Here is a 23,006-nt window from a genome sequence, read left to right as displayed (position 1 = left end):
GGTCCTGGTAACGTGTGGCGCTTACTGAGTATCGGTTGGCACGGCGCGCCATCCGATATCAGTGCGATACTGGCAGCCATCGAAATGGGTTTGCCGCACAGCCTGGTAGGCGGCATCTTGCGCACGCTTAACGGATTCACCTAAAGCCGTAACGCACAACACGCGCCCACCCCCGGTTTTCAGCACACCCTCTTCCAGTTTTGTGCCTGCATGAAACACAACACATTCGTCGGTGTTTTCGGGTATGTCGGTAATGACGTCACCTGTGCGCGGCGTTGCGGGGTAGTTGTGTGCCGCCATGACCACGCCCAGTGCCGTACGCCGGTCCCATTCCAGTTCAGCTTGCTCCAGCGTGCCGTTAACCGCATGCTCGAATACACTGGCCAGATCACTTTTTACCCTCATCATGATAGGTTGGGTTTCCGGGTCACCCATGCGGCAATTAAATTCCAGTACCTTAATGGTGCGATCATTGTCGGCTCCCGGGCCAATCATGAGCCCGGCATAAAGGAAGCCCGAGTAGGGTATGCCGTCTTTGGCCATGCCTTGCAGTGTGGGCTGGATAACTTCCCGCATGATCCGATTATGCAAAGCGGGGGTAATGATGGGAGCGGGGGAGTAGGCTCCCATACCTCCGGTGTTTGGTCCTTTGTCATGGTCTTTCAGGCGTTTGTGATCCTGGCTGGTTGCCATAGCCAGTACTTGCTGGTCGTCGCACATCACGATAAAGCTGGCTTCTTCGCCTTCCAGGCATTCTTCGATAACAACGCGGGCGCCGGCAGCGCCAAATGTGCCATCGCCCAGCATTTGCTCGACGGCATCCAGCGCTTCATTTTCGCTTGTAGCGACCACCACACCTTTTCCTGCGGCCAAGCCGTCTGCCTTGACAACAATAGGCGCCCTTTGAGCTTTGATATACGCCTTTGCGGCCTCGGGATCGGTGAAGGTTTGATAGGCTGCAGTGGGAATGTTGTGCCTGATCATGAATGCTTTGGCATAGTCTTTCGAGCTTTCAAGCTGAGCCGCCTGGCGGGTTGGGCCAAAAATTTTCAGCCCGGCTTTTCGAAAAGCGTCGACAATTCCGTTGGCGAGCGGCGCTTCCGGGCCCACCACCGTGTAGGCAATATTCTCTTCGCGGGCAAACTCAATAAGCGAGTCAACGTTGGTGTAGGGAAGGTTTTCAAGAAGCTCGGTCGTGGCGGTGCCGCCGTTTCCGGGAGCGACGAAAACTCGTTGTACACGAGGTGATTTTGACAAGCGCCAGGCGATCGCGTGTTCGCGGCCACCGCTACCAATAACAAGAAGTTTCATAAGAAGGAGTCGAAAGTGAGTAAGCGGTAATAGGGGGAACAGCCTGTTGCATCAAGCGCTTGTTTCGTTGAACACGGCAGTGGTGTAAACCTGCTGAACGTCATCCAGGCTTTCCAGGACGTCGATCATTTTCTGCATTTTTTCAGCATCGTCGCCGGTTAGTTCAACTTCGTTCAGTGGCTTCATAATAATTTCCTGCCATTCAGGCTCAAGACCGGCATCGTGAAACGCGTTCTTTACAGCCGCGTAATCGCCCGGTTCGCAAATGACTTCGATCATGCCGTCGGCATCGGTTTCGATGTCTTCCGCGCCCGCTTCCAGTCCGATTTCCATGACTTTTTCTTCAGAAGTGCCGGGAGCAAACAGGAACTGTCCGCAATGTTTGAACATGAAGGTAACGGAGCCGTCCTGGCCCAAATTACCACCATGCTTTGATAGAGCATGGCGCACTTCTGCAACGGTACGCATGCGGTTATCGGTCATGCAGTCGACAATGACGGCGGCACCGTTTACCCCATAGCCCTCATAACGAATTTCTTCGTAGTTGGAGTCATCCCCCCCTCCTGCGCCTCGGGTGATGGCGCGCTGGATATTGTCTTTAGGCATGTTGGCGGCTGTGGCCTTATCCCATGCAAGACGTAGACGCGGGTTGCTGTCCGGGTCGGCACCGCCCATTCTTGCGGCAACGGTGATTTCACGAATGATTTTGGTCCAGATTTTGCCCCGTTTGGCGTCTTGACGACCTTTCCGGTGCTGAATATTTGCCCATTTACTGTGTCCGGCCATATGCGTGATCTGTTTTCTATATAAAGTAAAGGTTGTAATTTTAACGCGTGCCGACAGGTACGCCGAGATTAAACCTGCGCAACGTTTTAATATTGTGTAAGTTGCTTGATTGTGCTGCTTCCAGGAGCTTTTATGGCCACCCCCTTTCTTATTGCGAAAAACAACACAACTGAATTGCGGCTATTGCCCCAAATGGCTAACAGACATGGTTGTATCACAGGAGCGACCGGCACCGGAAAAACGGTGTCGTTGCAGGTATTGGCGCAGGCGTTTTCGCAAGCCGGTACGCCTGTTTTTGTGGCCGATATCAAAGGCGATTTAAGCGGTATTTCCCAGGCGGCCCAACCCAGCGAAAAGTTGCAAGCCCGATTGGATAAGCTGGGTCTGCCCACACCGGCCTGGTCTGGGTGCCCTGTGACATTCTGGGATGTATTCGGCGAGAGCGGACACCCTGTTCGCGCGACGGTGTCCGATATGGGGCCGTTGTTGCTGGCGCGAATGCTGGAGCTGAATGATACGCAGGAAGGGGTGCTGAATCTTGTGTTTCGTGTGGCCGACGATGAAGGACATCTGCTACTTGACTTGAAAGACTTGCGCGCTATGTTGCAAGACGTTGCCGACCGGGCCAAAACGCTTCGTACCCAATATGGCAATGTGTCTTCTGCATCAATAGGTGCCATTCAACGCAGTTTGCTGCGTCTGGAGTCGCAAGGCGCCGAGCAGTTTTTCGGAGAGCCGATGCTGGATATTCACGATTTGATCCGCACTAATGCCCAAGGGCAGGGCATGGTGAATGTATTGGCGGCTGATCGTTTAATGCAGTCGCCGCGATTATATGGGGTTTTTCTGTTGTGGCTGTTGGCGGAAATCTATGAAGCATTACCTGAGGTCGGCGACCTGGAGCAACCCAAATTCGTTTTCTTTTTCGATGAGGCGCATTTGTTGTTTAACGATGCACCCAAAGCGCTGGTAGAGAAGATCGAGCAAGTGGCGCGGCTAATTCGTTCGAAAGCTGTTGGTGTGTATTTTGTGACGCAAAATCCTTTGGATATTCCCGCCACGGTATTAGGGCAGTTGGGGCATCGTGTGCAACACGCCCTGCGTGCGTACACGCCAAGAGATCAAAAGGCGGTGCGTGCCGCCGCTCAAACCATGCGAGTCAATCCTAACCTGGACATTGAGGCGGCTATTACCGAGCTGGGTGTGGGGGAGGCGCTTGTTTCGCTGCTCGACGAAAAAGGGCGCCCGACAATCACGGAAAGAGCCTGGATGGTGGCGCCGGGTAGCCGGATTGGCCCGGCAACCGCACAGGAACGACAGGAAATTCGTAATGCGTCTCTGGTAGGTGGCAAGTATGAACGTGTCGTCGACCGAGAGTCTGCTTATGAGCGTCTGGCTCAGCGGGCTGAGGCGGAGCCAGGGCAGGGGGCTAAACACGGTATTGAAACGGCATCGTCTGATGAGGGTGGGGTGATGGGTGCTGTAAGCGATTTTCTGTTTGGTAGTACCGGGCCTCGGGGCGGACGCCGTGACGGCGTAGTGCAATCGGTCGCCAAAAGTATGGCCCGGCGCGCCGCTACTCGCCTGTTAAGGGGTGTATTGGGTTCATTAACAGGCGGGCGTTGAACGAGCGTTGCCGGGTACTGAGTTTGGTTCAGTCTTCTAGGTGATAACGACCCACACGTTCGACTTCATTTTTGGACCCAAGGATGACGCCTACGCGCTGGTGCAGCCCTTCGGGGGTAATGTCAAGAATACGTGTATCGCCGTCGGTGGCAGCGCCACCCGCCTGCTCCACCAGGAAACTCATTGGGTTGGCTTCGTACATTAAGCGCAACTTGCCTTTGCGACCCGAAGGGCGGGCATCGCGCGGGTACATGAAAATACCACCCCGTGTCATGATACGGTGGACATCGGCGACCATTGAGGCAATCCAACGCATGTTGTAGTCTTTGGCCAGCGGTCCGGTGCTGCCTGCCAGGCAATCGTTAATGTACAGTTTTACTGGTTCTTCCCAATGCCGCATATTCGACATGTTAATGGCGAACTCCGACGTTTCTTCCGGAATAGTCATGTTTTCATGGGTAAGCACCCATGTTCCCATTTCCCGATCCAGCGTGAAGCCCACGACGCCCGTTCCGACGGTTAGAACCAGCATGCTTTGCGGCCCGTAAACGGCGTAGCCCGCCGCAACTTGTTTATTGCCGGGCTGAAGAAAGTCGCTTTCCTCTATGTCGCGGCCGGCGGCGTCGGCAGGAGCCTGCAAGACCGAGAAAATTGTCCCAATAGAAACGTTTACGTCGATATTGGAAGAACCATCCAGCGGATCAAAGAGTAAAAGATATTCGCCTTTGGGGTAGCGGTTAGGAATGCGGTGCAAAGTTTCCATTTCTTCGGACGCCATGGCTGCCAGATGGCCGCCCCATTCATTCGCTTCCAGCAATATTTCATTTGACAGAACATCGAGTTTCTTTTGTACTTCACCCTGTACATTTTCACTGTCAAGACTTCCCAATACCCCGCCCAAAGCGCCTTTACCGACTGCGTGGGCAATGGCTTTGCAAGCCCGGGCAACCGTTTCAATTAATAAGCGCACTTCGGCCGAGACAGCTTGTTCCATGCGTTGTTGTTCGACCAGGTACTGAGTAAGCGTTTTACGTTTCATCTTTTAGGGCTCCTGCCTTTTGGGGCAATTGGAAAATAGGAAATTAAAGTTCCAGCGCTTTATTAATAATTTCTGACACATTGCGAGAAAGTGTTGGATGGGCTTGAATTTGCTTAAGCGCGGTTTCAATACCGTCTCGATACGCTGGTGCAAATCTGCGCCAGTTATCAAATGCACGGGCCAGGCGTGCGGCAATCTCGGGATTAATTGCATCGAGTGCCAGCACCTGTTCGGCCCAAAATGCATACCCCGCTTGGCTGTGCACGCCTTTTAGATTGTTCAGACAAAATTGAAACAATAATGCGCGGGCACGGTTCGGGTTGCGCATTGTGAATGCGGGGTGCGACATTAGCGACCGCACCGTGTCGACATCGGTAGAGGCGGCCGTGGCTTGTAGCGCAAACCAGCGATCAATCACCAGGGGGTTGTTTTCATAACGCGCATAAAAAGACGCAAGCGCTTTTTGGATTGTTTGGACCGAGTCTTGGTGCACAATGGTACTTAAACTACCCATGCGCTCAGTCATGTTTGTTGCTCCTTCGTACTGCTGTACGGCCAGATCAAGATATTTCTGCGGCTGGCCTGTTACCAGGTAACTGAGCGCGCAGTTTCGTAACGCCCGTTGCCCAGCCTGGACCGGATCGGGGGCATAGCGTGATTTGTCGAGCGTATCACTGAGATTTTGGTAGTGGCTTTGCCAAATGTCATGCAATGCAACACCCAGTTCCGCCCGTAAGGCGTTGCGTGCAGTGATAATCGCTTGAGGGTCGGCTGGTTTGCATTTTTCAAGCAAGATGCGTTCCGATGGCAACGCAAGGGCTCGTGCAAGGTAGGCCGCACTCAGTGTGTCATCGCTTGCCAGTGTTTGCCATGTTTCAACCAGTAACGCCAGTTCAGGTGCGTTATCGGCTATGTTCTCAGAAACTTGCGCAAGCAGATAGCGCGTTGCCAGTTCCTGGCCGGCCTCCCATCGCGCGAAAGGGTCGGTATCAAAGCGTGCCAATAAAGCCAACTCGTCATTCCGGTAATCGTATTCCACAATAACCGGTGCGGAGAAGTGTCGCAGTAAAGAGGGAACGGGTTGGCCCGGTACGTTTTTAAACGTCCAGCTTTGAGTGTGTTCCGTGAGGTCTAAAACAAGGGTATCGGTTGTGTTTGAACCGTTTTGCAGTGGAATAGGTCTGCCGTCGGGGCTGAGCAGACCAAGCGCAAACGGAATATGTAACGGTGGTTTTTCAACCGGTGGGTTCTGGCGTTTTTCTACGCCAACAGGCTCGCAGCGTTGCGATAATGTAATGCTGCACGACTGGTTTGCGGTGTCGTGGTTAATGCTCACGTTAACGCGTGGCGTGCCCGCCTGTGAATACCAGCGTCGGAAAACTGACATGTCTTTACCCGGATTGCGTGCGCGATACACAGTGTCCATGGCGTCGACGAAGTCGTCGCAGGTAACCGCCTGCCCGTCATGACGGCGAAAATACGTTTGCATGCCGGCCTGAAAACCTTCTTCCCCCAACAGAGTATGTTGCATGCGAATGACTTCCGCTCCTTTTTCATACACCGTGGCGGTGTAGAAATTACCAATTTCCTGGTAGCTTTCGGGCCGAATGGGGTGTGCCATAGGACCGGCATCTTCAGGGAACTGAGCCGTTCGAAGGGCCACAACGTCGTCGATGCGTTTTACCGCGCGCGCGCTGACCGCCTCTTTTTCGGGAAGGGATGCCGCCATCATATCGGCTGAAAACTCCTGATCACGAAATACGGTTAAACCTTCTTTCAGAGAGAGTTGGAACCAATCGCGGCATGTAACGCGGTTACCCGTCCAGTTGTGGAAATATTCATGCCCAATAACACTTTCAATGGCTTCGTAACTTGCGTCGGTAGCGGTATCGGGGTCGGCCAGCACGTAAGCCGAATTAAACACGTTAAGGCCTTTATTCTCCATTGCACCCATATTGAAGTCGCGTGCGGCCACAATCATAAAGCGATCAAGATCGAGTGGCAGACCAAATCGTTGTTCGTCCCACCTTACTGAGCGCGCAAGGCATTGCAATGCCCACTCGGTTTTACCTAAATCGCCTCTATCGCAGTAGACCTGCAGTAGCGCTTCACGACCTTCGGCCGTCTTAATGTGCGTCTCACGGCAATCAAAATCGCCTGCAACCAGTGCAAACAAGTAGCATGGTTTGCGGTGTGGGTCTTCCCACACCGCTTCGTGGCGCCCGTTGGCCAGGTCCGTTTGCGAAATAAGATTGCCGTTGGACAAAAGCATGGGATAGCGTTTGGCGTCGGCGCGCAGCGTGACCGTAAAACGCGACATGACATCGGGACGATCAGGAAACCACGTGATACGACGAAAACCTTCGGCTTCGCACTGTGTAAAAAGACTTTTTCCTGAAACATAAAGGCCCATCAAGCTGGAGTTGTCTATTGGTTTGCAACGGTTTGTAATTTGCAGCGAGAATGACGTGCTTTCAGGGAACAGCGTTAGCGTCTCAGTGTCTAATTGGTAGTCATTTTCCGACAGGGGCGATCCATTCACTTCAATATTGATGAGCTCCAGGTGTTCCCCATTGAGAATGAGAGGAACGGGTGAGGTTCCGGTGCGTTCAATATCAAGTGTTGAAACGACTGTAGTTGCGTTTTCGTCCAGTTCGAAACATAGTTGGGTGGATTTAACGCGATAAGCGTAGGGCTGGTAGTCGTGTCGATAAATGGTGGGGGCAGTATCTGTACGCATAAATTTAATCGCTGTATTGTAGTAATCGGTTTATTGTAATGTTTGTTGTGTGCGGTGTTTTGGAGAAGCAAATGGGCGTAAATCGTTGGCCGATGTTAGGTCGGTTTTTTGCTGGGCTACTGGCATTATTGATGTTGGCGGGATGTGCCTCGTCAATTTCCGCACGTGTAACAACCTACGAAAAATGGCCGGGGGATGCGCCAGGTCAAAAATATACAGTCGTGCCGATGGCCGGCCAGGACAGTAATCTTGAGTATCAGTCTTTCGCAGACATGATTCGAGCTTCGATTGGCCGCACTGGGTTGGTAGAGGCAGGCAACCCCTCTGAAGCCCGTTTTGTCGTGTCGTTCAGCTACGATAATCCAATGAGCCAGAGTTGGGTGCAGCAATTTGCCGAACCCTATTTTCCGGGCCCGTTCTTTGGGCCGTGGGCAGGTTATTACGGAGGGCCTTATGGCTTTGGCGGCGGCATGTTTTATTCGCCACCGGTTATTAATACGCCGGTGACGACATTTAAAAACAGCCTGACGGTCATTATTAAAGATAATGAGCTCGACGGCGCAGAGGTATATAGATCAACTGCAGTGGTAATAACTGAAAGTGATAACCTGCCGGCCGTTATGCCTTATTTAACCAATGCGATATTCGATGGCTTTCCGGCGAATAATGGCAGTGTGCGCGATATAAGCTACACCATCGATTAGTTTATTGATTGTTTGGTTTAATTAAAAAGGTTTCGCGCGAATGGCCTTGTGATTCGGCGTTCGAAATCCAGCGGGGTGCTTTGCCTCGCCCTGTCCAGGTGGCGCCGGTTTCGGGGTGGCGATATTTTGGCGGCACGACGCCGCGTGATTTACCATTGCTGACATGGGGCGCGCGTTTACCGGTTTCTTTTATTTTTGAGAAAGCTTTCGTAATGTCGTCGGGCGTGATGTCGTATTCACGCATTTTCCGCACGATATCTTTAATGACGGGAGTGCGTTGTTTTGCCTTTAGCGCTTCCGCCTGTTTTTTCAGTTTCTGAATTTCTTTTTCTATTTTCTGTTGTAGCGAAGCATAAGATTCACGAGTCATTAATTTTGCCTTGTGGTAATAATTATTTATTCACTATAAAAACGTGGAAAATTTTAACTTATTATTTGTTTATTAATAAATAAAAAGAATATTTATTTATTAATATGAAAACCGATACAAAATATTGAGCAAGGTGTTTTATGGGTGAACTTACGCAGGATTTTCAGGTTGCGGCACTGCAAACAGTTTCAACAACCAGTGTAAAAAACAATATTCAGCAGGCGGCTGAACTTATTTCCGAAGCGGTGGAAAAGGGGGCGCAATTACTTGTTTTACCCGAGTATTTTTGTCTAATGGGCAGAAATGATCATGACAAAGTTGATATTGGCGAGCAACTCGACAATGGCCCAATCCAGCAATTTTTGGCCGATCAGGCCCAGCGGCACGGTGTTTGGATTGTCGGTGGTACCGTACCTCTTGTAACAGGGGAATCCAGCCGCATCTATAACACAACACTGGTGTTTGACCCGCAAGGGCGTCGCGTGGCTCGTTATGACAAAATTCATTTGTTTGGGTTCAAAAAAGGCACTGAAGCCTACGACGAATCCGTTTCAATCAGGCCGGGCGAAAATGCACCGCAATCGTTCGATGCACCCTGTGGCAAGGTGGGTTTGTCGATCTGCTACGATTTGCGCTTTCCCGAGTTGTATCGTGCGCTGGGTAACGTGAACTTGATTCTGGTGCCGGCGGCTTTCACTTACACTACGGGGTCGGCACATTGGGAAATGCTGCTGCGTGCTCGCGCGGTTGAGAATCAGTGTTATGTGCTGGGTGCCGCTCAAGGCGGCAAACACGAGAACGGTCGCCGAACCTGGGGTCATTCCATGTTGGTTGATCCCTGGGGTGAGGTGCTGGCGTGCTTGCCGGAAGGACCTGGTGTGGTGTCGGGCGCTATTAACCAGACGCGTTTGTCTGAAGTTCGAACCGCCTTGCCCGCACTTCAGCATCGGGTACTATGATGATGTGTTTTCCCATATTGGAAGATTTATTTATTAATGCATATTAATTGGCTGAATTTATGAAAGTAGCGGATCCGGGTATTGAGGCACTGGCAACAGCCAAATCGTTGCTGCTCGACCCATGGGAGCTTAACGAAGACCATATGTCGCGAGCGCTGGCCGAGATTTTTTCACGCCAGGTCGATTACGCCGACTTGTATTTCCAGTACACACGAAGTGAGGGCTGGAGTCTTGAAGAGGGCATTGTAAAAACCGGCAGTTTTTCCATCAGCCAGGGTGTTGGTGTTCGCGCTATTAGTGGTGATAAGACGGCTTTTGCGTATTCCGATTCATTATCCCCCGAGGCGCTGTTGTCATCGGCCAAGGCGGTGAAAAGCATTGGGCGCAAAGGGGGCGGCACCCAGAAAATGGACAGTAATTTAATTACACCATCCACCAGTCTGTATCCCTTTATCGACCCTGTAAATACGTTGCCGGCGCCCGAGAAAGTGGCCTTGCTTGAACGCGTGGAAGCTATGGCGCGGGCGGTTAATCCGGCTATTGTTCAGGTTATGGCGGGTTTGGGTGCGGAATACGACGTTATTATGGTGGCCGGCAGCGATGGCCGTCTTGTTGCCGATGTTCGTCCGTTGGTGCGTCTGTCCCTCACTGTGATTGCAGAGCGCAATGGTCGCCGCGAAATGGGCCATGCCGGTGGTGGTGGGCGCTCCGGGCTTGAATACTTTACCGACGACGTGCTTAAAAACTATGCACATCGCGCTGCCGGCGAGGCGTTAACCAATCTTGAAGCGGTGGCCGCGCCGGCGGGAGAAATGACCGTTGTATTGGGGTCGGGCTGGCCCGGCATTTTGTTGCACGAAGCGGTGGGGCATGGGCTCGAAGGCGATTTCAATCGCAAAGAATCCAGTATTTTCTCGGGTCGCATTGGAAAGCGTGTGGCATCGAAAGGTGTCACGGTTATCGACGACGGCACGTTGGCAGGGCGCCGGGGTTCACTGAATATCGACGACGAAGGCAATCCCACCCAGCGTAATGTCCTTATCGAAGATGGTATTTTGCGTGGATATATGCAGGATTCCATGAATGCGCGTTTAATGGGGGTGCCAGTAACAGGAAATGGTCGGCGTGAATCATTTGCGCATCTACCTATGCCGCGCATGACCAACACTTTTATGCTGGGGGGGGACGCGCCGCCCGAAGAGATCGTCAGGTCAGTGAAGAAAGGTTTATATGCAGCGAATTTTGGTGGTGGGCAGGTCGATATCACCAGTGGTAAGTTTGTTTTTTCTGCGTCTGAGGCTTATTTGATCGAGAACGGAAAAGTGACGCGACCTGTGAAAGGCGCGACGCTTATCGGTAATGGGCCCGACGCAATGACTAAAGTAGGTATGGTCGGCAACGACATGGCGCTCGACTCAGGTGTGGGTACGTGCGGCAAAGAAGGGCAGAGTGTTCCTGTTGGGGTTGGAATGCCCACAATTCGAATTGATGGTTTAACCGTGGGCGGAACGGGTTGAGTGGTACACGGTGATTCAATTAGTTTGCTTAATTATTAAATGATTTGTGCCGCACCCAAATGATTCGACCTCAATGAATAATTTGCCTGAATAAACCGCTTATTGCTCCGATTTTGTTTTTTGTTACAAGGGTTTGCGCTTATTGTAAAGCGTGAACCCTTTTTTATTTTCTTTTAAATGTGCTTAACTTCCGTTAAAGCGGTGATAAGAAATCATATTCTGAGCGCATTTTTTGGGTTTCATTTAATTCGGGGTTGACAATAATGTTTATTCCTCATATGATTTCAGCACGAATTAATTTTAGTGAAGTCTTTCGTACTATGACGAATATGCCTGAAACTGTACAGCCGTACGATATACGCATTTTGCGTGCGTTACGTCGCATTACACGTGCAGTGGCGCTGCACTCACGCCAGTTGTCTGCCGTTAGCAATATCACGGCGCCTCAGCTTCTTTGTTTGCGGGCCATTGCGGAAAATGGCCCGCTCACGGCAACGGCAATTAGCCGGGAAGTGCATGTGAGTGCCAGTACGGTGGTTGGCATTCTTGATCGCCTGGAAGATAAAGGGCTGATTCGTCGCGAACGGGGGCGTGAAGATCGACGTATTGTTTTTGTGTCGGCCACGGAAGCGGGAATAGCGTTGGCAAAAGGAACGCCTTCCCCGCTACAGCAAAAGTTGGCCGACTCCTTGAACGAACTCCCCGAGCTTGAGCAAGCCACTATTACTTTGTCTCTCGAGCGTATTGTCGATCTCATGGAGTCACGCGGCGTTGCACCCCCTGAGCCTGCCGGTGAATTGGCTTCACCTATTTTGGAAGTACCTGAAACTGGCCTGGATACGGCAGCAACAGGTCTGGAAGTTGAAGAGCAATGATGACAACAAACAATAAGGAAGAGGTTGCGTCGCGAACCAGCGCGCAGCCGGCCAACAAGACACAACCGGTATTGCGCGCGCCCAATCTGGATGACGCCAAGGCCGTTCATGCGCTTATTGCGGCAAGCCCCCCCCTTGATGTCAATTCAGTGTATGTGTACTTGCTTTTATCGCATCACTTTACCGATACCTGCGTCGTAGCCGAGCTCGACAATGAGGTTGTGGGGTTTGTCTCCGCCTATGTCCCGCCCAAAACGCCGGATGTGCTTTTTGTTTGGCAGGTGGCCGTACACGAGCGTGGCCGGGGCCTGGGTTTGGGCAAATCAATGTTGCAAGAAATCTTGCAGCGGCCGGGTTTACAAAATATTCGGTTTGTAGAGACAACCGTCGGCCCTGATAACGCAGCGTCTCGTGGCATGTTTGCTTCGCTGGCGCGCAAGGCAGGTACCGAAATTAATGAAACTGCCTTGTTTGAAGGGCATCATTTTGGTGAGCAGGCGCATGAAGATGAGCGTTTGTTGCGAATTGGCCCGTTTACTGAAAAGTAATTGTGCCGCGTGATCAGTAAAAAGAGCCGGGTTACCGGCCGGTTAAGTTACTGAGATCATCAAATTTTAATTTTAACGAGAGGAACCAAATCATGGACTTGAATATTTTTGATCGGATGGAGTCTGAAGTTCGCGGCTACATTCGATCTTTCCCAGTTATTTTTAGCAAAGCGCAGGGTTCGACCCTGTTCGATCAAACCGGTCGTGAGTATATCGACTTCTTCGCAGGTGCCGGAACACTTAACTATGGGCACAACAACCCCAAGCTGAAAGAGAAACTCATCGAATATATCCATAGCGACGGCGTGGTGCATGGCCTCGATATGGCCACCGAAGCGAAGAAACATTTCATGGAAACGTTCGAGCGAGTGTTGCTCAAGCCGCGTGGCATGAATTACAAACTGCAATTTACCGGGCCTACAGGTACCAATGCTGTTGAAGCCGCATTAAAGCTGGCTCGCTTGGTTAAAGGGCGCGAGAACGTGGTTTCCTTTACTCATGGCTTTCACGGTGTAAGCGGCGGTTCGCTTGCCACCACGGCAAATAGCAAGTTTCGCGATGCCGCGGGTGTAGGGCTTGATAACACCACGTTTATCCCCTATTGCGGCTACATGGGCGATAACATTGATACTATCGAGTATTTCGAGCGTTTGCTGGAAGATCCCAGCAGCGGGCTGGACCAACCTGCCGCGGTGATCGTGGAAACGGTTCAGGGTGAGGGTGGTGTAAATGTGGCAACCAAACGTTGGTTGCTCAGCCTTGAAAAGCTGTGCCGCAAATACGATATGTTACTCATTGTGGATGACATCCAAGTGGGTTGCGGTCGTACCGGTTCGTTCTTCAGTTTCGATAAATACGGTATTAGCCCCGACATCGTTACGCTGTCGAAGTCGCTGTCTGGCTATGGGTTGCCGATGTCGTTGGTACTGATGAAGCCCGAGCTCGATATCTGGGCTCCCGGTTCGCACAGCGGTACTTTCCGCGGTAACAATCTGGCCTTTGTGACGGCTGCCGAGGCGCTGGATACCTATTGGACGAACGATAAGTTCGAACAAGAAATTGCCAAGAAGTCCGAGATGATTCGCAAGTCGCTCGACAACATTGTGTACAACTATCCCAATGAAGGGTTAAGTGTACGGGGTCGCGGCATGATTCAAGGTTTGGTTGCCCCGGCCGATAGCGATGATCTGGCTAATGAAATTGCGCATAAAGCGTTTGAGCACGGTCTGGTTATTGAAACCTCCGGTGCCAACGATGAAGTGCTGAAGCTGTTGCCTGCGTTAACTATTAGCGAAGAGCAGCTTCAAAAAGGTCTTGAAATTATTGAACGCAGTGTTGCCGAAGTCTATAAGGGACGGGGTGTCAGTGCACGTGTATTGAAGTTTGGAGGTAAACGCGGATGATTGTAAAAAACGTTAAAGATGTAATTGGAACAGAGTACGAAATGCGCACTGACAACTGGGTTAGTCGCCGTGTTCTGCTCAAGAAAGACGGCATGGGTTTCTCGTTTCATGAAACCGTTATCCGCCCGGGTACGCAAACGCATATCCACTACAAAAATCACCTGGAAGCGGTGTGGGTTGTAGAGGGTGACGGCGAAATTGAAACCATTGCCGATGGCAAGAAATACAAGCTGGAGCCTGGCGTGGTGTATGCACTCGACGAGCATGACGAGCACTGGCTGCGTGGCGGAAAAGAACCTTTGCGTGTTATTTGCGTGTTTAACCCGCCCTTAACGGGTGACGAAGTTCACGACGAAAAAGGAGTGTATCCAGCGGCAGCAGACGCTGCATAAAGTTTTGCAGGAGGACTGTATGACAACACTACAAGATGTTTATTCTTCGCGTGATGCCCGTACGTCAGCCATAATTGCCCGACAGGATCCGGTCGTTTATGCAAACGGTAGTTATGCCAAAGCGCTAACGGCCAATCAGGTCGACACCTACGCCCGCGACGGCTTCATTGTGCTGGAAAACCTGTTCAATGAAGATGAAGTGCAGGCCATGCTCAATGAAGTCAAGCGCATGGGCGAGGATCCCGAGATTCGCAAGCTCGACGAAGCAATCACCGAGCCCGGAAGCGATGCCGTGCGTTCCATTTTTAGAATGCATGAACTAAGCGGCATGGCTTCCGATATAGCGCGTGACCCGCGTCTTATTCATGTGGCCCGCCAGGTACTGGGGTCGGAAGTGTATATCCACCAGTCCCGAGCCAATCTGAAACCGGGTTTCAAAGGGAAGGAGTTTTATTGGCACTCCGACTTTGAAACCTGGCACATTGAAGACGGTATGCCGCGCATGCGTGCGGTCAGCTGCTCCATTTTGTTAACCGACAACAATGAGTGCAATGGCCCGCTCATGCTTATCCCTGGTTCGCATCAGCAGTTCATTTCGTGCCAGGGAGTCACGCCTGACAACCATTACCGGCAGTCGCTGAAAAAACAAGAGTTTGGTGTGCCCGACCCGATCAGCCTGCAGCTCTTGGTTGAGCAAGGTGGCATTCAGCCGGTATTGGCCAAGGCCGGTTCGGTGATTTTTTTCGAGTGCAACACCATGCATGGATCGGCAAGCAATATTTCGCCGTGGCCACGTGCCAATTTGTTCATGGTGTACAACAGCATCGAAAATACGCTCGACGAGCCAAAGTATGGTTTGAAACCGCGTCCTGAGTATATTGCGACGCGTGAAAAATATGTTCCTCTCGAGCCACTCGAAGCCAATGCAGAAGTTGTATAACTGCCTCTGGCGTTGATGATGGTTTGTTTTTACGTTGCGAAGGAGTCCACCTTCGCAACGTTTTTTTTGTTTAATCCAACTTCAGAAATTCTCGTGTTCGGGCTTCTTTTGGGTTTGTAAAAAGAACCTCTGGAGGGCCGTCTTCAACAATTTCGCCTTTGTCGAAAAAGCACACGCGGTCGGAAATGTTGTGGGCAAATTGCATTTCGTGCGTTACGAGCAGCAGGGTTAAATCACTTTCCTGAGAAAGGCGTTGAATGACCGCCAATACTTCGCCGACCAGTTCAGGGTCGAGTGCAGACGTAGGTTCATCGAAAAGCATAATACCCGGGCGCATGGCCAGCGCACGTGCGATGGCAACGCGTTGTTGCTGACCACCGGACAACTGGTGCGGATATTTATCTGCCTGGTCGCTTAAACCCACAAGTTGCAGGTATTCCTCGGCGCGCGCATTTGCGTCGTTCTTCGATAGACCCAGAACGTGTCTCGGTGCTTCAGTAATGTTGCGCCGAACTGTCATATGTGGGAATAGGTTGAACTGTTGAAAAACCATCCCCATTTCCCTGCGCATTTCACGTAAGTGGCGCTCACCGGCCGGGACTAATCGACCTTCACGTACTTCATGCCACAAAGGCTGCTCTGCGACGTAAACCGCACCTGATTCTATTTTTTCAAGCGTCATCAATATGCGCAGAACAGTAGATTTTCCGGAGCCGGATGGGCCGATAATACTGACCTTTTCTCCTTTCTTTACCGAGAAATTCAGGTGATTAAGTACCGTAACGTCGCCAAAGCATTTAACAACATCACGAAACTCGATGGCAGTTTCAATCATCGTAATGGTATTCCTTGTTTAGGCAGACGCGTATCCAGGTAACGTACGCCCGAGGCGGCAACCAGTGTCATAACCAGGTAAAGTCCACCCACCATAGAAAGGGGGATGAGGTAATTAAAGGTACGGTCACCAATAATTTTTGCGACATTCAGCATCTCAAGCACGGAAACGACTGACAGCAGTGGGACGTCTTTCATAATGGAAACCAGATAGTTACCCAGGGCTGGAATAATGCGTGGAATGGCCTGTGGCAGCACGATGATCCGGAATGTGCGGATGGACGACAAATCCAGCGCACGGGCGGCCTCATACTGACCTCGTGGGACCGACTCCAGCCCGGCTCGATAAACTTCAGATGCATACGCGCTGTACTGCAAACCCAAAGCCAGGGCGCCCGTTAGAAAGGCGGGTAACACAATACCGTAGTCCGGCAGCACGTAGTAAAGAAAAAACAATTGCACCAGCAGTGGTGTGTCGCGCAGAAATTCGCTAATAAGTTTGGCCGGCCACGAAACAAGACGCAAAGGTACGCTTTTAAGTGTAGCCAGAACAAGCCCGAAAATGGCGGCGAGCACAAAGCCCACCACAGTGGCCTGCAAGGTTACGACCATGCCGCGCAAAAGGATCGGCAAGATAGACAGTGCGAACTGCCAATTGCTGTCTGTGCTCCACTCAATGCCGAACAGCATGGCGCCACCTTCCTACCAGAAGTTCCAGACTTTTCATGAGCCCGGCCAGCACCAACGCCATGCCGAAGTACATCAGCAGCAGCAGGGTGTAGACCGTGGTACTGTCTTGTGTGAAATTTCGTATCTGTTCCGCTCGGAACGCTAGATCGCCCAAGCTGATCAGCGAGACCAACGCCGTATCTTTCAGATTCTGTATCGCCAAGTTGCCGAAGCTCGGCATCATTTCAGGAATCGCTTGTGGCAAGCTGACACGCCATAGTGTTTGTCGCGACGAAAAATTCAATGCCGTGGCCGCTTCAAGCTGTGGCTTTGGAACGGCTTGCAAGGCGCCTCTTACGACCTCGGCGCCATACGCGCCTATGTTCAGGCTCAGCGCCAGGGTGCCGGCTAACACGGGAGCCAGTTTCAGGTTCACCCCCAGAGTGTCTCCCAAGATAGGCAGGGCGAAATATAACCAGAACAATTGCACTAAAAGCGAAGTGCCCCGAAAGATCTCGATAACAGCAATGGACGGCAGGCGAATGGCGGCATGTGACGCCAGGCGGCCGATACCCAGAGCAAATGAGATCAACCCGCCCAAAACGGTTGAATAGACGGTCAGTTGAACCGTGACCCAGGCGCCCTCCATTAAAGGAGGTAGATAATTAAGCCATTCCATGCGATCCAGGGCTAAAAATCACGACGCTTTACATAACTGTGCCGTGGTTTTTTGAAAGGATTCGTTTATGTCGGCAGATGAAAAGCCGTAATTTTGCAAAATAGCCTTCCATTGGTCGGTTTTCTTAAACTGTGTCAAAGCGTCGTTTACGGCTTTTTGCAGTTTTTCCGAGCCTTGTGCAAAGGTAAACCCACCCCAACTACGTACCGCTGTTCCATTAATAATGGGGTCGTTGAACGGTTCGGCTGACTCAACCTTGTCACTTTTTGCCGCCAGTTCAGCCACGGTTAAGCTGGTGGCGGCGTAAGCATCGGCACGCCCGGTTGCCACTGTGGAGATCGCGTCAGCATTATTGGCAATGGTTACCATACGAGCACCGGGCACCCCCAGTGCCTGCAGAATTTCAAGTTGGTCGGCGCCTGCCATAATGGCGACCTTCAGGTCGCCTTCGGTAAATTGCTCAAACGCATTCAGTTTCATAGGGTTGCCTTGGGCAACTAGTAAGCCTTCACCGTAGGAGGTATTCGGCTCGGAGAATAAAACCTGCCGGCAGCGCGCCGGCAAAATGGCCATTTCCGCCGCAACCATGTCGAAACGGCCTGCTTTTAAGCCGGGAATCAGGGAGCCAAAAGCCGCAGTTTCCCATTTAATGTTGTTGATGCCGAGCGCTTTGGCAATATGTTGGGCTACCTCGGGCCCTACCCCTTTGGCATTGCCCGATAAATCCATGAAGCCGTAAGGAATTTCATTGGCAATGGCAATGCGAATTTCGCCCCTTTCTTTGATTTCCTGAAGCGTAATCGCCTGGGCTGTCGTGACGCCCAAGAGGCCCAAAACACTGGCAATCAGGCCAGTGGCAAGAAGTCGGGTGGGTTTCATGCCTGATGTCCTGTTTGTTTCGATGTCGATCATCAATACTGAAATGATAGCGCATAAAATAATTCGTACTCAAATGATGACGTTTGCAGGTGCTTGGCGCCGGGCGGTATTTTGTGCTAGCATAAGCGCACTATGAACCGCACTTCCGAGTTTTTCTTCTTTTATTTTTATACTTTCCCGGCGCGTCTGGTGGGGGAAGGGAAGAAGAGTTTGTTTCAAACTCGGTAGCAAACAAAAATTTCCCAAAAAGCCGCCAGCCCTGTCGCTAGGCGGCTTTTTTTGTAGGAGTATCCAAAGTGCCACACAATACCGACGACTTGCGCATTCGTGAAATCAAAGAGCTTAGCCCGCCTTCTCATGTGATGCGTGAATTCGCCACTACTGATACGGCGGCGGAAACCGTTTATGCCAGTCGCAAGGCAATCCATAACATATTGCATGGTTCCGACGATCGCCTGGTGGTCATTATCGGGCCTTGTTCTATTCATAACACTGAAGCGGCGCTTGAGTACGCGAATCGCCTGAAGGCACAGCGTGAGCAGTTCAAGGGTGAACTTGAAGTGGTCATGCGGGTGTATTTCGAGAAACCTCGTACTACAGTAGGTTGGAAAGGGCTGATTAACGATCCGGGTTTAGATGGGAGTTTCAATATCAATCTTGGCCTGAGAACAGCGCGTGAGTTGCTGCTGCAAATCAACAGTATGGGTTTGCCTGCAGGTTGCGAGTTTCTGGATATGATTACCCCCCAGTACTTTGCCGATTTGGTTTCTTGGGGCGCGATTGGCGCACGCACTACTGAAAGTCAGGTTCACCGTGAGCTGGCATCGGGTCTGTCGTGCCCAGTGGGCTTCAAAAACGGGACGGACGGCAATATCAAGATCGCGATCGACGCGATTAAGGCAGCCTCCCAGCCGCATCATTTTCTCTCTGTTACCAAGGGCGGTCATTCTGCGATTGTTTCCACCGAAGGGAATGAAGACTGTCATGTGATTTTGCGTGGCGGGAAAGCGCCGAATTATGATGCCGAACACGTTGAAGACGCTTCCACTTATTTGGCCAAAGCCGGGTTACGGCCTCGTATCATGATCGACTCCAGTCACGCCAACAGCAATAAAGACTACCGCAATCAGCCGCTGGTAATCGATGATGTGGCGCAACAACTTGAGTCCGGTGAAGAGCGTATTTTCGGTGTCATGATTGAAAGTCACCTGGTGGCGGGGCGGCAGGATCTTGTGGCTGGTGAGTCGCTGGTATACGGTCAAAGCATTACTGATGGCTGTGTTGATTGGGAAACATCTGTGCAAATGCTGGAGCGCCTGGCTGGTGCTGTACGCAAGCGCCGTGAGGTTGTGGCCAGCGCGCTGGATGCGTAACGGTACGAACAAACCTGGGAGAACGTGTGAGTATCGGCTTGGAACTTTCTTGTGAACGTCGACCTGTGCCACAAACTTTATTGGATGCGCTGGCTTCCCGGTTCGGAAGTCGTTTCAGTGTGGCGCAGTCGGTGCGTGAGCACCATGGTACTGATGAATCACCGTATCAGCCGATGGTGCCGGATGCAGTTGTGTTTGCCGAAAGCACAGAAGAGGCCGCATATGTTGCCCGATTATGCAACGAGCACAAGGTGCCACTTATTCCATTTGGAGTAGGCTCTTCCCTTGAGGGGCATGTGCTTGCGGTAGAAGGGGGCATTAGCCTGGATTTAACCGGAATGAATGCCATTCTAAAGGTGAATCCGGAAGATTTAACGGTTACCGTGCAGCCCGGGGTGACACGCAAACAATTGAATGAAGAGATTCGCGATACAGGCCTGTTTTTTCCGATTGACCCGGGTGCCGATGCCACTATTGGCGGAATGTGCGCGACGCGGGCCTCGGGCACCAATGCTGTACGTTATGGCACCATGCGGGAAAATGTGTTGGCGCTTGAGGTTGTAATGGCCGACGGCCGTATTGTGCGCACCGGCAGCCACGCGCGCAAATCCGCGTCGGGGTATGACCTGACCCGCATTTTCGTGGGTAGCGAAGGGACACTGGGCATTATCACCGAAATTACCCTGCGGTTATATCCGCAACCCGAAGCCATTTCTGCAGCAATTTGTAACTTTCCCACGCTGTCTGCGGCAGTGGAAAGTGTGATTCAAATTATTCAAATGGGTATTCCAGTGGCTCGGGTTGAGTTTATGGATGAATGGGCTGTGAAGGCCACTAACGCCTACAGCAAGCTTAATTTGCGTGAATCGCCGTTACTGTTGTTTGAGTTTCACGGCAGTCCGGCTTCGGTACAGGAACAGGCCGAGGCTGTTCAGGACATTGCGCGCGACAACGGTGGCCGTGATTTCGACTGGGCTATGTTGCCCGAAGAACGTTCCAAACTCTGGACGGCCCGCCACCATGCTTACTTCGCCGGTTTGCAATTGCGCCCTGGGTCGGTCGCCAGTACGACCGATGTCTGTGTGCCTATTTCGCGTTTGGCCGATTGCGTACTTGAAACGGCGCACGAGCTCGATCAAGCGCCGTTTCCCTATACCATATTGGGCCATGTGGGAGACGGTAATTTTCACGTCATGATGTTACTCGATCCTGACAATCCATCCGAGTGGGAAGAATCGCAGGCGCTAAATCGCCGCCTGGCCGAACGTGCTATTCGGATGCAGGGTACGTGTACCGGTGAACATGGAATCGGCCTGCACAAAATTGAATTCATGCAGCTGGAGCATGGTGAAAATGGCCTGGCATTGATGGCTGGTCTGAAGAAAACGTTCGACCCCAATAATATTCTGAACCCTGGCAAAATGTTGCCCGCCAAGAGCATGCAGGGCTAAGCATGTCGGATACTGTTGCCAAAAAAGAGCGCGTTGTGATTGGCCTGTCGGGCGGTGTGGATTCGTCGGTTTCCGCGTGGCTTTTAAAACAGCAAGGTTACGACGTTGTGGGTCTTTTTATGAAGAATTGGGAAGACGACGACGACTCCGAATATTGCTCAACGCGTCAGGATTGGCTTGATGCCGCCAGTGTCGCTGATTTGCTGGATATTGAAATTGAGGCGGTAAATTTCGCGGCGGAATATAAAGACCGTGTGTTTGCCGACTTTCTGCGTGAATATTCGGCCGGCCGAACGCCTAACCCCGATGTCTTATGCAACGCTGAAATTAAATTCAAGGCGTTTCTGGACCATGCTATGGCGTTGGGTGCCGAAAGGATTGCTACCGGGCATTATGCACGTGTACGTAAAATAGAAGGCCCGCAAGGGCCGGAGTGGCAGCTTTTGAAGGGTTTGGATCACACCAAAGATCAAAGTTACTTTCTGCATCGCTTAACGCAGAGTCAATTGTCGCGATCCATGTTTCCGTTGGGGGACATCAAAAAAACCGAAGTGCGCCGAATTGCGCAGGAACTGGGTTTGCCCAATGCCGCCAAGAAAGATTCGACTGGAATCTGTTTTATAGGCGAGCGCCCATTCCGTGAGTTCTTGAATCGTTATCTTCCCACACAGCCAGGCCCCATTAAAGCGCCTGACGGCAAAGTGTTGGGTCGGCATCAGGGTTTGGCTTTTTATACTCTGGGCCAGCGTAAAGGATTGGGAATCGGTGGTGTTAAGGGTCGCCAAAACCCCGACGGGGTGGCGCCGGCATGGTATACCGCGCGCAAAGATATGGAAAACAACACGCTTTATGTTGTGCAGGGGCATGATCATCCCTGGTTGTTGCAGCATCATTTGCAGGCACAAGAGGCCAGCTGGATTGCCGGTGTACCCCCTGTACAGGGCCAGTACGCGGCCAAGACCCGCTATCGACAAGCTGATGCGCCGTGTGATGTGATTCTTTCTGACGAGGAACAGGACTCTTTCGAGTTGGATTTTGACGCGGCGCAGTGGGCCGTTACCCCAGGTCAATCGGCGGTGCTATACGACGGCGACGTCTGTTTGGGCGGCGGTATTATTACCGCTTAGTTTGTAGCTAAACCTGCTGGGGTAATTGCGGTACCGTGCTGGAAAAAGACGGGCGTGCTTGCAATTTGGTGTAGAGCTGTGCCAACTGAGGGTGAGATTCACGCCAGCTTTTTTCCGGCATGCGAAAGTCGAGAAAACCCAGTGCACAGCCCACCGCAATGTCGGCCAGGCTGAAATTTACGCCCATGCAGTAACCGTTGCCCTCAAGACCCCGCTCCATGGAGACCAGAGCGCCGTCAATTTTACTGAGTTGGCGTTTGATCCAGTCTTCGCTGCGCAATTGTTCCGGTCGGCGCCCCTCTGCCACAATAGTGACGCCGGCATCAAGCAACCCATCGGCAATGGCTTCCCAACATTTTGTTGCTGTCCGATCACGGTTCCCCTGTGGCAACAAACGACCAACCGGTGAGAGCGTATCGAGATATTCGACGATGACCCGGGAGTCAAAGATACTGCCGCCGTCGTCGGTTAAAAGACAGGGTACCTTGCCCAAAGGGTTCCATTGCTGAATTTTGGTATCGGGAGACCAGACATCTTCCGGCACGAACTCGAAATCGAGTTTTTTCTCGGCCATTACGATGCGAACTTTACGTACATAAGGACTGGTCAGTGAACCAATAAGTTTCATGGCGCAATCAGGTAGTTGAAAGGTCGGAAAAGTATAGCAGGCTGGTGCAGGAATAATGATTTCCTGCATGCGCGAATTGACGCGGTTTGTGATTCGTTGCAGATTCTGTTTTATTAACCCAACAGAAATGGGTGGGGTGGTAAAATCCCGCCTTGT

General features: G+C 51.7%; 22 protein-coding genes. 12 read left to right on the top strand and 10 right to left on the bottom strand.

Translation table 11 applies throughout. The features are described 5' to 3' along the window. Positions 1-21: 21 nt before the first annotated feature. The gene (gene purD / locus G9Q38_RS12505) at positions 22-1,311 is read right to left on the bottom strand and encodes a phosphoribosylamine--glycine ligase (RefSeq protein WP_166131521.1); all 1,290 of its coding nucleotides are present in this window, start codon (positions 1,309-1,311) and stop codon (positions 22-24) included. 51 nt (positions 1,312-1,362) lie between these two features. Beyond that, positions 1,363-2,097 (bottom strand): YebC/PmpR family DNA-binding transcriptional regulator, encoded by a 735-nt coding sequence (locus G9Q38_RS12500; protein WP_166131518.1) that lies wholly within the window; start codon positions 2,095-2,097, stop codon positions 1,363-1,365. 132 nt (positions 2,098-2,229) lie between these two features. On the opposite strand from G9Q38_RS12500, the gene G9Q38_RS12495 reads away from it, so the two are divergent. Then, on the top strand, positions 2,230-3,723 hold the full coding sequence (locus G9Q38_RS12495) for a helicase HerA-like C-terminal domain-containing protein (protein WP_166131515.1): 1,494 nt from the start codon (positions 2,230-2,232) through the stop codon (positions 3,721-3,723). A gap of 28 nt (positions 3,724-3,751) precedes the next feature. Here G9Q38_RS12495 and G9Q38_RS12490 read toward each other — a convergent pair whose 3' ends face one another. Further along, on the bottom strand, positions 3,752-4,762 hold the full coding sequence (locus G9Q38_RS12490) for a class 1 fructose-bisphosphatase (RefSeq protein ID WP_166131514.1): 1,011 nt from the start codon (positions 4,760-4,762) through the stop codon (positions 3,752-3,754). A gap of 43 nt (positions 4,763-4,805) precedes the next feature. Next, a complete protein-coding gene (pepN, locus tag G9Q38_RS12485; protein ID WP_166131511.1) occupies positions 4,806-7,502 on the bottom strand; it encodes an aminopeptidase N in 2,697 nt (898 codons plus the stop codon). A gap of 71 nt (positions 7,503-7,573) precedes the next feature. Between pepN and G9Q38_RS12480 the strand changes: the two genes are divergently transcribed. Next, positions 7,574-8,206 carry a DUF4136 domain-containing protein gene (locus tag G9Q38_RS12480; RefSeq protein ID WP_166131508.1) on the top strand — a complete coding sequence of 211 codons (633 nt, stop codon included), beginning with the start codon at positions 7,574-7,576 and terminating at the stop codon, positions 8,204-8,206. A 1-nt stretch (position 8,207) separates the two neighbouring features. On the opposite strand, the gene G9Q38_RS12475 is transcribed toward G9Q38_RS12480, so the two are convergent. Beyond that, the gene (locus G9Q38_RS12475) at positions 8,208-8,576 is read right to left on the bottom strand and encodes an H-NS histone family protein (protein WP_166131505.1); all 369 of its coding nucleotides are present in this window, start codon (positions 8,574-8,576) and stop codon (positions 8,208-8,210) included. Positions 8,577-8,716: 140 nt separating this feature from the next. Between G9Q38_RS12475 and G9Q38_RS12470 the strand changes: the two genes are divergently transcribed. The 7 genes from G9Q38_RS12470 to thpD all read left to right on the top strand — a co-directional run bounded on the left by G9Q38_RS12470 (position 8,717) and on the right by thpD (position 15,210). Next, on the top strand, positions 8,717-9,535 hold the full coding sequence (locus G9Q38_RS12470; protein ID WP_166131502.1) for a carbon-nitrogen hydrolase family protein: 819 nt from the start codon (positions 8,717-8,719) through the stop codon (positions 9,533-9,535). Positions 9,536-9,594: 59 nt separating this feature from the next. Then, on the top strand, positions 9,595-11,052 hold the full coding sequence (tldD, locus tag G9Q38_RS12465) for a metalloprotease TldD (protein ID WP_166131499.1): 1,458 nt from the start codon (positions 9,595-9,597) through the stop codon (positions 11,050-11,052). 329 nt (positions 11,053-11,381) lie between these two features. After that, positions 11,382-11,927 (top strand): MarR family winged helix-turn-helix transcriptional regulator, encoded by a 546-nt coding sequence (locus G9Q38_RS12460; protein WP_370523862.1) that lies wholly within the window; start codon positions 11,382-11,384, stop codon positions 11,925-11,927. Next, complete coding sequence (ectA, locus tag G9Q38_RS12455; protein ID WP_166132404.1) at positions 11,927-12,475, top strand: diaminobutyrate acetyltransferase; 549 nt, start codon at positions 11,927-11,929, stop codon at positions 12,473-12,475. The genes G9Q38_RS12460 and ectA overlap by 1 nt, the downstream gene beginning before the upstream one ends. Positions 12,476-12,567: 92 nt before the next feature. Then, a complete protein-coding gene (gene ectB, locus G9Q38_RS12450; RefSeq protein ID WP_166131493.1) occupies positions 12,568-13,878 on the top strand; it encodes a diaminobutyrate--2-oxoglutarate transaminase in 1,311 nt (436 codons plus the stop codon). Further along, positions 13,875-14,270, top strand: coding sequence for an ectoine synthase (locus G9Q38_RS12445; RefSeq protein ID WP_114420924.1), 396 nt, complete (start codon positions 13,875-13,877; stop codon positions 14,268-14,270). Before ectB ends, G9Q38_RS12445 begins: the two co-directional genes overlap by 4 nt. Before the next feature lie 19 nt (positions 14,271-14,289). Then, the gene (gene thpD / locus G9Q38_RS12440) at positions 14,290-15,210 is read left to right on the top strand and encodes an ectoine hydroxylase (RefSeq protein ID WP_166131490.1); all 921 of its coding nucleotides are present in this window, start codon (positions 14,290-14,292) and stop codon (positions 15,208-15,210) included. 70 nt (positions 15,211-15,280) lie between these two features. On the opposite strand, the gene ehuA is transcribed toward thpD, so the two are convergent. From ehuA to ehuB, 4 genes are read right to left on the bottom strand one after another with little or no spacing between them, the layout of a single operon-like run. After that, a complete protein-coding gene (gene ehuA / locus G9Q38_RS12435; RefSeq protein ID WP_166131487.1) occupies positions 15,281-16,045 on the bottom strand; it encodes an ectoine/hydroxyectoine ABC transporter ATP-binding protein EhuA in 765 nt (254 codons plus the stop codon). Continuing rightward, positions 16,042-16,734: an ectoine/hydroxyectoine ABC transporter permease subunit EhuD gene (gene ehuD, locus G9Q38_RS12430; RefSeq protein WP_166131484.1), complete on the bottom strand. Its 693-nt coding sequence runs from the start codon at positions 16,732-16,734 to the stop codon at positions 16,042-16,044. The genes ehuA and ehuD overlap by 4 nt, the downstream gene beginning before the upstream one ends. Next, on the bottom strand, positions 16,718-17,392 hold the full coding sequence (gene ehuC, locus G9Q38_RS12425) for an ectoine/hydroxyectoine ABC transporter permease subunit EhuC (protein ID WP_166131481.1): 675 nt from the start codon (positions 17,390-17,392) through the stop codon (positions 16,718-16,720). The genes ehuD and ehuC overlap by 17 nt, the downstream gene beginning before the upstream one ends. Before the next feature lie 18 nt (positions 17,393-17,410). Next, positions 17,411-18,271 (bottom strand): ectoine/hydroxyectoine ABC transporter substrate-binding protein EhuB, encoded by an 861-nt coding sequence (gene ehuB / locus G9Q38_RS12420; RefSeq protein ID WP_166131478.1) that lies wholly within the window; start codon positions 18,269-18,271, stop codon positions 17,411-17,413. 296 nt (positions 18,272-18,567) lie between these two features. Here ehuB and aroG point away from each other — a divergent pair, with 296 nt between their 5' ends. The 3 genes from aroG to mnmA are packed head-to-tail and all read left to right on the top strand — an operon-like array spanning position 18,568 to position 22,222. Next, positions 18,568-19,644 carry a 3-deoxy-7-phosphoheptulonate synthase AroG gene (aroG, locus tag G9Q38_RS12415; protein WP_166131475.1) on the top strand — a complete coding sequence of 359 codons (1,077 nt, stop codon included), beginning with the start codon at positions 18,568-18,570 and terminating at the stop codon, positions 19,642-19,644. A gap of 26 nt (positions 19,645-19,670) precedes the next feature. Continuing rightward, positions 19,671-21,095: an FAD-binding oxidoreductase gene (locus G9Q38_RS12410; protein ID WP_166131472.1), complete on the top strand. Its 1,425-nt coding sequence runs from the start codon at positions 19,671-19,673 to the stop codon at positions 21,093-21,095. 2 nt (positions 21,096-21,097) lie between these two features. After that, positions 21,098-22,222: a tRNA 2-thiouridine(34) synthase MnmA gene (mnmA, locus tag G9Q38_RS12405; protein ID WP_166131468.1), complete on the top strand. Its 1,125-nt coding sequence runs from the start codon at positions 21,098-21,100 to the stop codon at positions 22,220-22,222. A gap of 7 nt (positions 22,223-22,229) precedes the next feature. On the opposite strand, the gene G9Q38_RS12400 is transcribed toward mnmA, so the two are convergent. After that, on the bottom strand, positions 22,230-22,850 hold the full coding sequence (locus G9Q38_RS12400) for a glutathione S-transferase (RefSeq protein WP_166131465.1): 621 nt from the start codon (positions 22,848-22,850) through the stop codon (positions 22,230-22,232). Positions 22,851-23,006: the final 156 nt, after the last annotated feature.

The sequence above is a fragment of the Pusillimonas sp. DMV24BSW_D genome, from assembly GCF_011388195.1.
In the GTDB taxonomy this organism is placed as follows: domain Bacteria; phylum Pseudomonadota; class Gammaproteobacteria; order Burkholderiales; family Burkholderiaceae_B; genus Neopusillimonas; species Neopusillimonas aestuarii.
Note: the sequence above shows the minus strand (reverse complement) of the source record. Positions and strands in the feature narration are given on the sequence as shown.

Excerpts from the sequence above, each read along its gene's own strand:
- purD (WP_166131521.1), bottom strand. The coding sequence starts at position 1,311 with ATGAAACTTCTTGTTATTGGTAGCGGTGGCCGCGAACACGCGATCGCC.
- G9Q38_RS12500 (WP_166131518.1), bottom strand. The coding sequence starts at position 2,097 with ATGGCCGGACACAGTAAATGGGCAAATATTCAGCACCGGAAAGGTCGT.
- G9Q38_RS12495 (WP_166131515.1), top strand. The coding sequence starts at position 2,230 with ATGGCCACCCCCTTTCTTATTGCGAAAAACAACACAACTGAATTGCGG.
- G9Q38_RS12490 (WP_166131514.1), bottom strand. The coding sequence starts at position 4,762 with ATGAAACGTAAAACGCTTACTCAGTACCTGGTCGAACAACAACGCATG.
- pepN (WP_166131511.1), bottom strand. The coding sequence starts at position 7,502 with ATGCGTACAGATACTGCCCCCACCATTTATCGACACGACTACCAGCCC.
- G9Q38_RS12480 (WP_166131508.1), top strand. The coding sequence starts at position 7,574 with ATGGGCGTAAATCGTTGGCCGATGTTAGGTCGGTTTTTTGCTGGGCTA.
- G9Q38_RS12475 (WP_166131505.1), bottom strand. The coding sequence starts at position 8,576 with ATGACTCGTGAATCTTATGCTTCGCTACAACAGAAAATAGAAAAAGAA.
- G9Q38_RS12470 (WP_166131502.1), top strand. The coding sequence starts at position 8,717 with ATGGGTGAACTTACGCAGGATTTTCAGGTTGCGGCACTGCAAACAGTT.
- tldD (WP_166131499.1), top strand. The coding sequence starts at position 9,595 with ATGAAAGTAGCGGATCCGGGTATTGAGGCACTGGCAACAGCCAAATCG.
- G9Q38_RS12460 (WP_370523862.1), top strand. The coding sequence starts at position 11,382 with ATGCCTGAAACTGTACAGCCGTACGATATACGCATTTTGCGTGCGTTA.
- ectA (WP_166132404.1), top strand. The coding sequence starts at position 11,927 with ATGACAACAAACAATAAGGAAGAGGTTGCGTCGCGAACCAGCGCGCAG.
- ectB (WP_166131493.1), top strand. The coding sequence starts at position 12,568 with ATGGACTTGAATATTTTTGATCGGATGGAGTCTGAAGTTCGCGGCTAC.
- G9Q38_RS12445 (WP_114420924.1), top strand. The coding sequence starts at position 13,875 with ATGATTGTAAAAAACGTTAAAGATGTAATTGGAACAGAGTACGAAATG.
- thpD (WP_166131490.1), top strand. The coding sequence starts at position 14,290 with ATGACAACACTACAAGATGTTTATTCTTCGCGTGATGCCCGTACGTCA.
- ehuA (WP_166131487.1), bottom strand. The coding sequence starts at position 16,045 with ATGATTGAAACTGCCATCGAGTTTCGTGATGTTGTTAAATGCTTTGGC.
- ehuD (WP_166131484.1), bottom strand. The coding sequence starts at position 16,734 with ATGCTGTTCGGCATTGAGTGGAGCACAGACAGCAATTGGCAGTTCGCA.
- ehuC (WP_166131481.1), bottom strand. The coding sequence starts at position 17,392 with ATGGAATGGCTTAATTATCTACCTCCTTTAATGGAGGGCGCCTGGGTC.
- ehuB (WP_166131478.1), bottom strand. The coding sequence starts at position 18,271 with ATGAAACCCACCCGACTTCTTGCCACTGGCCTGATTGCCAGTGTTTTG.
- mnmA (WP_166131468.1), top strand. The coding sequence starts at position 21,098 with ATGTCGGATACTGTTGCCAAAAAAGAGCGCGTTGTGATTGGCCTGTCG.
- G9Q38_RS12400 (WP_166131465.1), bottom strand. The coding sequence starts at position 22,850 with ATGAAACTTATTGGTTCACTGACCAGTCCTTATGTACGTAAAGTTCGC.